The sequence below is a fragment of the Kribbella orskensis genome, assembly GCF_004342085.1.
In the GTDB taxonomy this organism is placed as follows: Bacteria; Actinomycetota; Actinomycetes; order Propionibacteriales; family Kribbellaceae; genus Kribbella; species Kribbella orskensis.
Genome location: NZ_SLWM01000006.1, coordinates 139,198 through 151,289, shown reverse-complemented (window position 1 = coordinate 151,289; position 12,092 = coordinate 139,198). Strand labels below are relative to the sequence as shown.

At 68.5% G+C, this 12,092-nt stretch carries 18 protein-coding genes; 13 read left to right on the top strand and 5 right to left on the bottom strand.

Annotation, left to right across the window (positions count from 1 at the left end):
* The first annotated feature begins 100 nt into the window (after nt 1-100).
* The 8 genes from EV644_RS18605 (at nt 101) to EV644_RS18570 (ending at nt 5,475) form a co-directional block, all read left to right on the top strand.
* Complete coding sequence (locus EV644_RS18605) at nt 101-496, top strand: TOBE domain-containing protein (RefSeq protein WP_132189555.1); 396 nt, start codon at nt 101-103, stop codon at nt 494-496.
* Nucleotides 496-1,281 (top strand): molybdate ABC transporter substrate-binding protein, encoded by a 786-nt coding sequence (gene modA, locus EV644_RS18600; RefSeq protein WP_132189554.1) that lies wholly within the window; start codon nt 496-498, stop codon nt 1,279-1,281. Before EV644_RS18605 ends, modA begins: the two co-directional genes overlap by 1 nt.
* Nucleotides 1,282-1,367: 86 nt before the next feature.
* Nucleotides 1,368-2,180: a molybdate ABC transporter permease subunit gene (gene modB, locus EV644_RS18595; protein WP_132189553.1), complete on the top strand. Its 813-nt coding sequence runs from the start codon at nt 1,368-1,370 to the stop codon at nt 2,178-2,180.
* Nucleotides 2,177-3,256: an ABC transporter ATP-binding protein gene (locus EV644_RS18590; protein ID WP_132189552.1), complete on the top strand. Its 1,080-nt coding sequence runs from the start codon at nt 2,177-2,179 to the stop codon at nt 3,254-3,256. The genes modB and EV644_RS18590 overlap by 4 nt, the downstream gene beginning before the upstream one ends.
* Nucleotides 3,257-3,349: 93 nt before the next feature.
* On the top strand, nt 3,350-3,814 hold the full coding sequence (locus EV644_RS18585) for an SRPBCC family protein (protein ID WP_132189551.1): 465 nt from the start codon (nt 3,350-3,352) through the stop codon (nt 3,812-3,814).
* A complete protein-coding gene (locus EV644_RS18580; RefSeq protein ID WP_132189550.1) occupies nt 3,811-4,149 on the top strand; it encodes an ArsR/SmtB family transcription factor in 339 nt (112 codons plus the stop codon). Before EV644_RS18585 ends, EV644_RS18580 begins: the two co-directional genes overlap by 4 nt.
* 62 nt (nt 4,150-4,211) lie before the next feature.
* Nucleotides 4,212-4,652 carry an SRPBCC family protein gene (locus tag EV644_RS18575; RefSeq protein ID WP_132189549.1) on the top strand — a complete coding sequence of 147 codons (441 nt, stop codon included), beginning with the start codon at nt 4,212-4,214 and terminating at the stop codon, nt 4,650-4,652.
* A 268-nt stretch (nt 4,653-4,920) separates the two neighbouring features.
* Nucleotides 4,921-5,475 (top strand): isochorismatase family protein, encoded by a 555-nt coding sequence (locus tag EV644_RS18570; protein ID WP_132189548.1) that lies wholly within the window; start codon nt 4,921-4,923, stop codon nt 5,473-5,475.
* 18 nt (nt 5,476-5,493) lie between these two features.
* On the opposite strand, the gene EV644_RS18565 is transcribed toward EV644_RS18570, so the two are convergent.
* On the bottom strand, nt 5,494-5,985 hold the full coding sequence (locus EV644_RS18565) for a DinB family protein (protein WP_369410501.1): 492 nt from the start codon (nt 5,983-5,985) through the stop codon (nt 5,494-5,496).
* 519 nt (nt 5,986-6,504) lie between these two features.
* Between EV644_RS18565 and EV644_RS18560 the strand changes: the two genes are divergently transcribed.
* Together EV644_RS18560 and EV644_RS18555 are read left to right on the top strand one after the other, a co-directional pair.
* On the top strand, nt 6,505-7,461 hold the full coding sequence (locus EV644_RS18560) for a catalase family protein (RefSeq protein WP_241998359.1): 957 nt from the start codon (nt 6,505-6,507) through the stop codon (nt 7,459-7,461).
* Between the two features lie 126 nt (nt 7,462-7,587).
* Nucleotides 7,588-8,019 carry an ATP-binding cassette domain-containing protein gene (locus tag EV644_RS18555; RefSeq protein WP_241998357.1) on the top strand — a complete coding sequence of 144 codons (432 nt, stop codon included), beginning with the start codon at nt 7,588-7,590 and terminating at the stop codon, nt 8,017-8,019.
* On the opposite strand, the gene EV644_RS18550 is transcribed toward EV644_RS18555, so the two are convergent.
* Nucleotides 7,998-8,273 carry a response regulator transcription factor gene (locus EV644_RS18550; RefSeq protein ID WP_241998354.1) on the bottom strand — a complete coding sequence of 92 codons (276 nt, stop codon included), beginning with the start codon at nt 8,271-8,273 and terminating at the stop codon, nt 7,998-8,000. The two genes, EV644_RS18555 and EV644_RS18550, sit on opposite strands and share 22 nt — an antisense overlap.
* Nucleotides 8,274-8,935: 662 nt before the next feature.
* Between EV644_RS18550 and EV644_RS18545 the strand changes: the two genes are divergently transcribed.
* Nucleotides 8,936-9,586, top strand: a complete 651-nt coding sequence (locus EV644_RS18545) for a transglycosylase family protein (RefSeq protein WP_132189547.1) — start codon at nt 8,936-8,938, stop codon at nt 9,584-9,586.
* 150 nt (nt 9,587-9,736) lie between these two features.
* Here the strand turns inward: EV644_RS18545 and EV644_RS18540 are convergent, their stop codons facing one another.
* The 3 genes from EV644_RS18540 to EV644_RS46370 are packed head-to-tail and all read right to left on the bottom strand — an operon-like array spanning nt 9,737 to nt 11,272.
* Nucleotides 9,737-10,378 (bottom strand): class I SAM-dependent methyltransferase, encoded by a 642-nt coding sequence (locus EV644_RS18540; protein ID WP_241998352.1) that lies wholly within the window; start codon nt 10,376-10,378, stop codon nt 9,737-9,739.
* 14 nt (nt 10,379-10,392) lie between these two features.
* Entirely contained in the window at nt 10,393-11,040 is a 648-nt protein-coding gene (locus EV644_RS18535) for a Pr6Pr family membrane protein (protein ID WP_132189545.1), read from the bottom strand.
* A gap of 55 nt (nt 11,041-11,095) precedes the next feature.
* A complete protein-coding gene (locus EV644_RS46370; RefSeq protein WP_241998350.1) occupies nt 11,096-11,272 on the bottom strand; it encodes a hypothetical protein in 177 nt (58 codons plus the stop codon).
* Nucleotides 11,273-11,310: 38 nt separating this feature from the next.
* Between EV644_RS46370 and EV644_RS46365 the strand changes: the two genes are divergently transcribed.
* Both EV644_RS46365 and EV644_RS18525 read left to right on the top strand, forming a co-directional pair.
* Nucleotides 11,311-11,496: a hypothetical protein gene (locus EV644_RS46365; RefSeq protein WP_241998348.1), complete on the top strand. Its 186-nt coding sequence runs from the start codon at nt 11,311-11,313 to the stop codon at nt 11,494-11,496.
* A gap of 56 nt (nt 11,497-11,552) precedes the next feature.
* The gene (locus tag EV644_RS18525) at nt 11,553-12,071 is read left to right on the top strand and encodes an AAA family ATPase (protein ID WP_132189544.1); all 519 of its coding nucleotides are present in this window, start codon (nt 11,553-11,555) and stop codon (nt 12,069-12,071) included.
* The last annotated feature ends 21 nt before the right edge of the window (nt 12,072-12,092 follow it).

The following is a 12,092-nucleotide window of genomic DNA, read 5'->3' as shown; positions in this document are numbered from 1 at the left end:
ATGTCGCGGGTACTTCCAGCGGCGTAACGACGCTCACGTTGGCAGCCTGTCGGCGAGAAAGGTCTTCGGGATCCGCGTTTGCGGCACTAGGCTGCACAACATGCCGAATTTGCGGATCAGTGAGGCGGCCGCGTTGCTGGGAGTCAGCGACGACACCGTCCGGCGCTGGGTCGACCAGGGGCGGTTGCCCGCGATCCAGGACAGCGGGCGGATGGCCGTCGAGGGACGTGAGCTGGCCGCGTTCGCCCAGCAACTGGCGGAAACACCCGAGTCGGGCGCCACCACGGCCGCCTCGGCGCGGAACCGCATGCGCGGCATCGTCACCCGCGTCCTCAAGGACGGGGTGATGGCCCAGGTAGAGATGCAGGCCGGGCCGTTCCGGGTGGTCTCGTTGATGAGCCGCGAGGCCGCCGACGAGCTCGGCCTCGAGCCCGGCGTGATCGCCGTCGCCTCGATCAAGTCCACCCACGTCGTCGTCGAGATCCCGGAGGCCTGATGTTCCGCGGTACCGTCCTCACCGCCTTGGCCTCCGTCGCCGCGCTCAGCCTCGTGAGCTGCGGCTCGGACACTCCGGCCGCGTCGCCCTCGTCGCCCTCGTCCTCGTCCGGCGCTGCGATCTCCGGCACGGTGACCGTGTTCGCGGCGGCGTCGCTGACCGGTACGTTCACTCAGCTCGGCAAGGACTTCGAGGCCGCGCACCCGGGCGTCAAGGTGGTCCTCAACTTCGCCGGCAGCTCGGCGCTGGCCCAGCAGATCAACCAGGGCGCGCCGGTGGACGTCTTCGCCTCGGCGGCCCCGAAGAACATGGACCAGGTGACCGACAAGGGCACCCCGGTCGTCTTCGTGAAGAACAAGCTGGAGATCGCCGTACCGAAGGGCAACCCGGCCAAGATCACCGGGCTCACCGACTTCGCGGACAAGGATCGCAAGATCGCGCTCTGCGCCGAGCAGGTGCCGTGCGGCGCGGCCGCGAAGAAGGTGTTCGAGACGGCGAAGATCACCCCGCAGCCGGACAGCCTGGAGCAGGACGTGAAGGCCGCGCTGACCAAGGTCGGGCTGGGCGAGGTGGACGCCGCGCTGGTCTACAAGACCGACGTGCTGTCGGCGAAGGACAAGGTCGACGGGATCGAGTTCCCCGAAGCGGACTCGGCGATCAACGACTACCCGATCGCGACGCTGACCAACGCGAAGAACCCGGACGGCGGCAAGGCGTTCGTCGACTTCGTGCTCTCCGACCGTGGCAAGACCGTCCTCACCGAAGCCGGCTTCGCCGCCCCGTGAGCCTCGCCCTGTGAGCCTCGCACCCGTGAGCCTCGCGCCGGCGTGCGTCGGATTCGTGAGAGCTTGGCGTGCGTGAAGGGCGGGCGATGAGTGACAGACGGAGGCAGCGACGGATCGGTGGGCGGCTGCCGCTGGTCCTGCTGCTGCCCGCGTTGCTGGGGCTCGCCTTCCTGCTCGTCCCGCTGATCGGCCTGCTCGCCCAGGCTCCCTGGGCGACCCTGCCGTCGCGGCTCTTCAGCGCCGAGGTCGGCCAGGCCCTACGGTTGTCCTTGGTCTGCGCAAGCTCCGCCACCGTGATCTGCCTGCTCCTCGGCGTACCGCTCGCGTGGTTGCTCGCCCGTGCCGAGGTCCCCGGTCGCGGCCTGATCCGGGCGCTGGTGACGGTTCCCCTGGTGCTCCCACCAGTGGTCGGCGGGGTCGCTCTCCTGCTGGTGCTCGGCCGGCGTGGGCTGATCGGGCAGCACCTCGACACGTGGTTCGGGTTCTCCCTGCCGTTCACGACGGCCGGGGTGATCGTCGCGGAGGCGTTCGTGGCGATGCCGTTCCTGGTGATCTCGGTGGAAGGAGCCCTGCGCGCCGCGGACCCGCGGTACGAGGAAGCTGCCGCGACCCTCGGCGCCGGTCGCTGGCTCACCTTCCGCCGGGTCACCCTGCCGTCGATCGCGCCGGGCATCGTGGCGGGCGCAGTACTGTGCTGGGCCCGTGCCCTCGGGGAGTTCGGCGCGACCATCACCTTCGCGGGCAACCTGCCGGGCCGGACCACGACGATGCCTCTGGCGGTCTATCTGGCGCTGGAGACGGACCCCGATGTCGCCGTCGTCCTGAGCGTGGTCCTGCTGGCCGTGTCCGTTGTGGTTCTCGCCTGCCTGCGGGAACGCTGGATCAGTGGTCTGCGATGACCCTGTACGCCGACCTGAAGGTGACCCGGGACTCCTTCGAGCTCGACCTGGAGTTGACCGTCGAACCGGGCGAGGTGGTCGCGCTGCTCGGGCCGAACGGCGCGGGCAAGACCACGGCGCTCCGCGCGATCGCCGGGCTGCTGCCGGTCACCGCCGGGCAGATCCGGCTCGACGACGAGGTCTGGGACGAACCGCCCCGGGTGTTCCGGTCCGCTGACCGTCGGCCGATCGGGGTGGTGTTCCAGGACTACCTGCTGTTCAACCACCTGAGTGCGGTGGAGAACGTGGCGTTCGGCCTACGTGCACGCGGTATGGAGAAGCGGGTGGCCCGAGCCGAGGCGGCCCACTGGCTCGACACCGTCGGACTGACCGACCAAGCTCGCAGCCGTCCACGGGCACTGTCCGGAGGTCAGGCGCAGCGAGTCGCTCTGGTTCGCGCCCTGGCGACGCAGCCTTCGCTGCTGTTGCTGGACGAACCGCTGGCCGCTCTGGACGCCAGTACGAAGCTGCACGTGCGGGCGGAACTCGGGCATCACCTGTCCCGCTACGACGGCCGAACTCTCCTGGTGACGCATGATCCGCTGGACGCAATGGTGCTCGCGGATCGCCTGGTGATCGTGGAGAACGGCCGGGTCGTCCAGGAGGGTGGGCCGACGGAGATCGCGCGCCGCCCGCGGACGGACTACGTGGCACAACTGGTCGGCCTCAACCTCTACCGCGGCGTTGCCGAAGGCACCACGGTCGTCCTCGACGGGGGTGGTTCCCTGACGATCGCGACGCCGTCGTCGGGCCCGGTCTACGTGGCCTTCCCGCCGGCGGCCGTCAGCCTCTACCCCGAGCGCCCGACCGGTACGCCGCGCAACACCTGGCCGATGGTTGTCTCCGGCATCGAACAACACGCCCACACGGTCCGGGTCCGCCTCACCCCAGACCCCAGCGCCACCCAGGACCGGGCAGCCCCGGCCGTCCTGCTCGCCGACATCACCACCGCCGCCGTGGCCGACCTCCACCTGGCCCCCGGCCAACGCCTCCACGCCACCCTCAAGGCCACCGAGACGCAGACCTACCCCACGTAGTACCGGCAATGAATGTGCAACCAACGGTTGCGCATCTGGCGTGCGCTGTACTACCGTGACGTGCAACCAAACGTTGCGGAAAGTGGGCTGACCATGGAGTACGGAAACCTCGAGCGCGAGATCAGGATCGACGCGTCACCCGAGGTGGTGTTCGAGGTGATCAGCAGCCCGGAGCACCTGAAGGAGTGGTGGCCGGACGAGGCGGACCTCGATCCGTCGGCCGGCGGCACCGGTGAGATCGTCTTCGGCGACCGGACCTCCCCCGAGGCGAACGTCGTCCAGGTCACCGTCGTGGAGGCGGAGCCGCCGCGGCTGTTCTCCTTCCGGTGGACGCACCCCAAGGGCGACGCCCCGACCCCGTCGAACTCACTGCTGGTGACGTTCCGGCTCGAGCCGTCGGGCGCCGGTACCGTCCTGCGGCTCACCGAGACCGGCTTCCGGGAGCAGGGCTGGGAGGTCGCCGTGCTCGAGGAGCAGTACCAGGAGCACAGCACCGGGTGGGACTACTTCCTCCCCCGGCTCGTCAAGTACACCGAACGGCTGGTCTCGAAGTCATGACGGTCACGGTCGACGACGATCTCTGGTCGGCGATCGGGGACCCAACCCGGCGGCGGATGCTCGACCTGCTGCTGGCGGACGGCGGCGGTACGGCGACCTCCCTCAGCGAGCGACTCCCCGTCACCCGGCAGGCCGTCGCCAAACATCTCGCAGTACTCGACCGCGTCGGGCTGGTCCAGGGCACACCGGCCGGACGGGAGAGGCGGTACCTGGTGGACGACGAGCAACTCGCCCGCGCAGCGGCACAACTGTCCACAGTCGGCGCGACCTGGGACGCCAGGTTGCGGCGGATCAAGCGCATCGCCGAGGCGATCCAGCGCAGGAAAGAGCAGTGACCGGCGGCTCACCCGCCGACCGGCTAGTCCTTCAAACCCAAGACTGGAAAGAGGAATCGATCATGGTGGACATTCTCCACAGAGTCGGAATCACCGCGTCCCCGAACGAGGTCTACCAGGCTCTCACCACCCGCGACGGCCTGGCCGGCTGGTGGACGGACGACACGCAGGGCGAGAGCGGGATCGGGGACGTCCTCCAGTTCCGCTTCCTGCCGGGCGGCTTCGACATGAAGGTGCTCGAGCTGGAGCCCAACCGGCGCGTGCTGTGGGAGGTCGTCGACGGGCCCGAGGAATGGATCGGCACGAACGTCGTCTGGGAGCTGAAGCAGGAGGGCGACTACACCATCATTCTGTTCCAGCACCTGGGCTGGAAGGAGCCGGTGGAGTTCATGTCCCACTGCAGCACCAAATGGGCGATCTACCTGATGAGCCTCAAGTCTCTCGTCGAGACCGGCAAGGGCGCCCCGTCCCCCCGCGACGTCCAGATCAGCAACTGGCACTGAGCCTCACCTCACAAAGCCCGCGGCTCCCGCTCTGCCGACCTTGCCCAAGGTCGGCGAGCGGGAGCCGCTGTCACGAAATGGCGACTGCGAACAGAACGACGATCGAGGCGCCGAAGACGACCACGTGGCGGATCCTCTGCAGGGTCCACCCACGACTTGAACGGTGTGCAAGTCGGTTCCGGAAGCGCCCTGCCGGAGAAAATGTCGGCGGATCGTCCTAGCGTGTTCTCCGCGGCAGATCCCGCGTCCGACCAGCTAGGAGATCGTCATGACCACGCTGTCCGATCGACCCAACACCGCCCTGCTGGTCATCGACGTCCAGAACGGCGTCGTGACCGGCACCCACGAGCGCGACGCGGTCGTCGCGAACATCGGCACCCTCGTCGAGAAGGCCCGCGAGGAGGAGGTCCCGATCGTCTGGGTCGCGCACAACAGCGAGAACCTGCCCAAGGACAGTGCCGACTGGCAGTACGTGCCCGAACTGCCGCGCCGGGAGTCCGAGGCGCTGGTCCACAAGACGTACGCCGACTCCTTCGAGGACACCGACCTCGAGCAGGTGCTGGCCGCGGCCGGGATCGGCCGCCTGATCGTGACCGGCGCCCAGACCGACGAGTGCATCCGCTCCACCATCCACGGCGCCTTCGTCCGCGGCTACGACGTCACCCTGGTCGGCGACGCCCACACCACAGAGGACCAGTCCGAGTGGGGCGCCCCGCCCCCCGACAAGGTCATCGCCCACACGAACCTCTACTGGCAGTACCACACCGCCCCCGGCCGCACCGCCGCCGTCGCCGAAACCAAGAACGTCGACTTCAAGAGCTGATCGTCCAGTCGGCGCCGGCTAGTAACTGGTGGTGCCATCGATCAGCTCGCGAAGGGCATCAAGGTGGCCGAGGTGACGAGCGGTCTCCTCGATCAGATGCGTCACGATCCACCGCAACGACACCAACTCCAGCCCGGCGGGCGCCCACGCTTCCAGGTCGTCGAGCTGAGCGGCGGCAAGGATCTCGTTGGACCGGACACATTGCGCGTCGTACTCGCTCAACAGCCGATCGAGGGAGGCTTGTGGAGGATCCTGCAGGTCCAGAGGATCCTCGGTCGCGAGCTCCCGTGTCCCCAGGAAGCTGACCTCGAACCAGGCAAGCTCCACCCACCGCAGATGCGCGACCAACGTCGCCACCGTCATCCGCGGCGACGAGGGAAGCGGCGCCAGTCGAGCTTGCCCTTCCGACAGCCCGACGCATTTCAGCCTGACCGTCGCCCGCTGCCAGTCCAACCACCCGACGAGCATCGCCCGCTCATCTGCCGTTCCTGGCGGCCGCTCACGAGTCACCCGCCGATCGTAGGGGCTGCGACGCCGGGCGGGCGGGCGGCGTACGGACCGACAGGAAGTACTGCGTTCTCTCTGCGCCTCAGCTACCTCGGTGAGCGTGGATGTGGACGTCGTGAGCGATCTCTACCTCTTGTTCGGTACAGCCGTGCCGGCGCAGCACCTCGGTGAGTGCCTTGTGAGGGAGCCGGGCCGCCTGGCCCCTCGCGGCGTCTTCACCGCTCCGCCCGTCCGGCGATCACCCACTCCACCGCGACCACCCTGGCTTCTCCTGAGCTGCGAGGAAGAACCCGGCCCCACCCGAGGCGCCGCCTCGCACTCAAGCCACTTCTCTCAGGCAATGCACGGCAGCTCAGACGACCGCCTCGCTCTCACCGAGCCGCGACGCAGGAGTGGCGACTCCGGGCGGGCGGGCGCGGCGACGGAGGGGGCGCGGGGGCTGGAGAGTGGGAAGTTGCCGGGTGCAACTACCAGGGGGGCGGATACTGGAGGGACTGGTCCGGTCCGGCGAGGGGAGTTGTCGTGGGTGAGCCGAGTATGCAGTGGCGCGAAGTGGTTCTGCCGGACGAGGGTGAGAGGCATGAGCGGCAGGCAGCGCTCTTCCGGGAGATGCAGCAGCGCAAGGACACGCAGTACGGGACTGGGCGGGCTCTGCATCGCAAGCAGGTGGCGGCACTGCGGGCGATGCTGGAGGTGCCGGCGGATCTGCCCGACCATGCGCGGCAGGGGATCTTCTCGAACCCGGACAAGTACGACGCCTGGGTGCGGCTCTCGAACGGCGGGTTCAACCGTGCGCCGGACCAGGTGCCGGACATCCGCGGCTTCGCCGTCAAGGTGCTCGGCGTCAACGGCGCGGCGGCGCTCGGCGGCGAGGCGGTCTCGCAGGACTTCGCGTTGATCAACCACGACCGATTCAGCTCCGCGACCAGCGAGGACTTCGTCACCGTCGCCACCACCGGCTCCGGCACCACGGGCCAGATCCTCCTGAAAGCCCTCAAGCGGCCCGGCATCGTCCCGCAGCTCAGGACCGTCTCGGCCGCCCTCAAGATTCCGTTCAGCGGATTCGCCACCACCGACTTCTTCAGCGCCGCCCCGATCAGCTTCGGCCCGTACGCCGTACGCATCAAGCTGGTCGCCGCCTCCAGCGAGCCGGATCCGGCCGCGCGGGAAGACTGGGGAGCGGACATCTACCGCCGGCTCACCGACCGGCCGCTGCACTACGACGTCCAGGCCCAGTTCTTCAGCGACGAGGAGTCCACCCCGATCGAGGACGCGTCGGTCAGCTGGCAGGCGCCGTACCTGTCGATCGGCAGGCTCACCATCCTCCGGCAGACCAGGGACGAGACGTTCGACCAGGAGGTCGAGGCAGCCAAGTTCGACCCGTGGAACGCGCTGGTCGAGCATCGCCCGCTGGGCGAAGTGATGCGGGCCCGGAAGGTCGCGTACTTCGGCAGCCAGGAGAACCGGTCCGCGAAGTGACCGGGCTGTACAAGCACTCCTGATCGGACCGCCGAAGGCGAGCACCTGGCCCTCGTCGGCCCGAGTCCTGATTCCCCAGGAGGCCTACGTCTTCAGCGGTCCGCTGAGGAGAACGTCACCAATCTGTTGCCCGATGCAACGGTCTCCGAGGTGATGGAGGCGGTCGAGGCGGTCGGTGCCGAGGCGTTGGCCGCCCGGCTCGGTGGGCTAGGAGCGCGAGTGCGACCTGGAGACCTGTCCGCGGGTGGGAAGCAGTTGATCGCGCTCGCCCGGGCGTACCTGTCGCCGGCTCCCCTGGTCGTGCTCGACGAGGCGACGTGCTTCCTCGATCCCGAGGCGGAGCGGCGCGCGGAGGAGGCTTTCGCGGCCCGCGGCGGCACGGTGATCCTCATCGCGCACCGGATCAGTTCCGCACTGCGGGCCCGGCGCATCCTCGTCCTCGACGGCAACAAAGCTGCCATCGGCAACCACACGACATTGCTGAGGTCGTCGCGGCTCTACCGGGTACTCCTCGGCCACTGGCAGCCCGGAGGTGATCAGATCCAGCCCGCGTCCTGAGCTTTGCGGATCGCCTCGATCCGGCTGCGCGCACCCGTCTTGGCCAGGATCCGGGACAGGTAGTTCCGTACTGTGCCGGCGCTCAGACTGAGCGTGCGGGCGATCGCCTGCGCGGTCGCGCCGGTCGTGACCTGACGCAGTACTTCGCACTCGCGATCCGTCACCGGGTTGTCACCGGCCTTGAGCGCGGCGACGGCGAGCCGGACATCGACCACGGGCAGACCTTTCGCGACGTCCCGGATCGCCTCGACCAACTGGTCGGATCACCGCTCGCTCGTCCCCATCACTTGATCGCCTCAACGCACGCCGCGGCCACCGAGAGCGTCCGATCCGTCACGGACGGATCGCGACGCGGCACTCGGAGCAGCCAGGCCCGTGACTCGAACAACGGGCGAACCGCGCGGATGACACGCACGAATACCGGAATCCGGGCGGACTCGCGGCGGCGGGCAAAGTGGGATGGTTGGACCGCCCGAAGCGGGGGAAGAATGGTCGATTCCCCGCCTGACGAGGGCTCCGGAAACCGTTCTGCTGTTGAGGTTTCGCGCTCTCACAGACGCCGAAAAATCTTGTCCTGATTCGGCGAGGCCCCTTGCGTTCGGCGGCCGTCTCGCGCACGATGGGCCGGTCACGTCGTTACCGTCACGTGATCATTCGGACGCCGTCCCGTGATATCGGCCGGATGTCGGTCCCCTGCACCCGGGAAGGGAGTGGTACCTCACCAGACTGCGGAGCCCGGTGCGGCTGCTCGCTAGGGAGCGGCCGGCGATCCGAGCCTCACGCACCCAGGTGACGTCCACCTTCGTCTCGCCCCGGTCCGCACTTCCCGGCGCGAGGTTCTCGGGGTAAGTGCGCACGCGGCTGAATCATCCGGGCTGGAGAAATTCACCATGCCCAGCTCACGAGGAGCAATCTGATGTCCAAAGCTCGACACGCCCGTCCCCGCCGAAGTACCCGGCGGGTCGTCCGGACCATCTCCATCGCCGGCCTCGGGGCCGGCATCACGGCCGCCGGCGCCGGTGCCGCGTTCGCCACCGACTACACGGTCAAGCCCGGCGACACCCTGTCCGAGATCGCCCAGGCCAACGGCGCCGACTGGCACGAGTTGGCGAGACTGAACAACCTGAAGGATCCGGACCTGATCCTGATCGGTCAGACCCTCCAGCTCGACGGTGTGAAGAAGTCCACCGTCCGGCACACGGAGCGGCGGGCCAAGACCACCAAGTCGACGAAGTCGTCCAGGAGCCAGTCGTCGAGGCCGAAGAAGACCAAGACCGTCAAGAAGGCTCGCGCGCCCCGCTCCGACACCCGTGCCAGCGGCGGCAGTGCGAACATGAGCTCGGGCTGGCGCAAGGTCGCCAACTGCGAGTCGGGCGGCAATTCCCGGGCGGTGAACCCGGCAGGCTACTACGGCCTGTTCCAGTTCGACATGAGGACCTGGCGCAGCGTCGGCGGCTCCGGCAGTCCGGCGCAGGCGTCGGCCGGCGAGCAGCTGATGCGGGCGAAGATGCTCTACGCCCAGCGCGGTGCCTCCCCGTGGCCAGTCTGCGGACGCTTCCTGCGCTAGCCCTTCACAGCAGTCGAATCCCCTCCGTACTGCGGGGCGGCGGCGACCACTGCCGCCTTGTGGCACGGACACCACCGTCGCCCCGCGCCACGGATCCCTCCGCCCTGTGGCACGGGGCGACCAGGTGCGTTCGGCCCGCAGTACAGACGATCAGCGGGTCAGGACCAGCATCTGGTCGGCGCCGACCTGGAACTCGTAGGGCACCTTGCGGAACTCGGACGAGACCTCGGGCAAAGCCTCGAGCAAGTCAGGCAGATACGCCACCGGCTGGCCCGCACCCTGATGGACGAGCGGGAAGATCCGCACCTCCGAACGGCTGACCCGGATGAGCTCCCGTAGCGCGGCGAGGTGCCAGTCCTGGTCGTACTTGTCGGCCCAGGTGAAGAGCAGGTGCGAGCACAGCACCAGGTCGAAGCGCTCATCCTCGAACGGCAACTCCGGCAGACTCCCCGCGACATACCGCTCGGGAGCCACCGCCACGTCCTGCAGGAACCTGTCGGCCGCCTGGATCCGCAGTTCGTCCTTGCGCCCGGGATCGCCGTACCAGGTCCAGACGAAGCTCGCGGCGTGCTCGTCGACGATGCCGGCCGTCGCCGGGAGACTGCGCCGTACGGTGTCGACCAGTTCGGCGGGCGGCAGGTCGTAGGCGGGATCGACCGCCACCGCGTCGACGCCACGTTCGGCGGCCTCCGCGGTGAAACTCGCACCCCCGGCACAACAGTCGAGCACCGAGCCGGGGAGCTCGGAAAGGTCGAACATCGCCTCGTACTCGGCATACGAGCGAGACGTCACCAACACAGCACTCACTACCTCTCGGCGGGGGTTTTCTGGCCTATCCGGCGATCGAGGAAGGTGGCCCCGGCCGCCAGCGCCAGGAACAGTAGCGCGACGAGCAGACAGTTCAGCAGGACCTGCCCGTAGCCGTGCAGGCTGACATCGGTGAACGGGTAGGGGTAGAACCCGGTCCCCTCGCCCCGGATCAACGTGAAGGCCAGCCAGAGCAGCGGAAACACGATCGACCAGGCGACGATCCGGCCGTCGGTCTGCCGCCGCGGCCCGAACAGCAACCACCCCAGGACGCCAAGCACCGGGGTGACCGTGTGGACCAGGACATTCGTGACGGCGCCCCAGCCGGACAGCTCATCGGTCGCGGCCAGCACCAGGTGGTAGACGATGCCGGTCACCGCGATGCAGAGAACTCCGTTGAGCCGGAGCGTCCGGAACACCGCCCCCCGCGGCCGGTCGGTATCCATCGCCAGCAGCAGACAGGTCGCCCCGAGCAGCAGGTTGGACTGGATGGTGAAGTAGGCGAACACATTGAGCACGCGCTCCGGGTTGTCCGGGTAGAAACCCTCGGTGCCGTTCGCGGTCACGAACAACTGGATCACGATGCCGAGCGCAACCACCAGCGCGGTGACACCGAACCAGACCCGCCCTGCCACGGACTTCGTCATGTCCGTCAATGTACGGGTTCCGGACGGGTCCGGCCCGGATCTTCGGCCTTGTCACTCAGACGTTCTGCTCGACCTTGCCCGGCTCGTCCTCGTCGACGTCCTCTTCGACATGGCCGCCGTAGCTGAAGGAGCCGAAGCCGTCGATCACCAGCACGATGGTCCAGGTCCAGGTCCAGGCCGGCCCGAGCAACGCGTCGTACCCCTGGCCGGACAGCAGGCCGAGAGCGAGCATCACCCCGACACCGACGCGACGGCTCTCCGCCCCGGCGGATGTCGATCACGCTGGCGACCAGCATCACCACGTCGACCAGCGGGACGGCCATCAGCAACGCCATCCCGAGCCTGGGCAGCCGGAACCCGTACCGCGTGATCATCCCGGCGGCGAGCAGGACCCAGAAGCCGCGCGCACCTGGAATCGTTGCGCGCTTGACGACCGGGCCCGGTATGTCCGACTAAAGACAAGAATGGACGAGGCCTGACCAAAAGCTTGTCCTGCGTGGCACGATCCCCTCATGGAGACCGAGGGGGTGATCGTCGTCAGCGGGATCACGGCGGCGGGGAAGTCCACCGTCTCCCAGTTGCTCGCCGAGCGTTTCCAGTACGGCGTCCACCTGCGCGGCGACGTGTTCCGCCGGATGATCGTCAGCGGCCAGGCCTCCTCGGCCATCGAGAACGGGGCCGAGGCGCAGAAGCAGCTCAAGCTCAGGTACCGGCTGGCCTGCCAGGCGGCCGACGGTTACGCCCAGGCCGGGTTCACCGTCGTACTGCAGGACGTGGTGATCGGTGAACTGCTCCGCGAGTTCCTCGACGGCATCCAGACCCGGCCACGGTACCTCGTCGTACTGACCCCGCGACCGGACGTGATCTCGAACCGCCTCGGCTCGGGGTACGAGCACTCGGTCGACGAGCTCGACTACGAGCTGCACGCCTTCACCCCGCGCCGCGGGCTCTGGCTCGACAACTCCGACCTCTCCCCGCACGAAACCGTCGACGCCATCCTGGGCCGCCTCGACGAGGCCCGCTTCGAGTGACTAGTGGTCGGCGCTACCCAG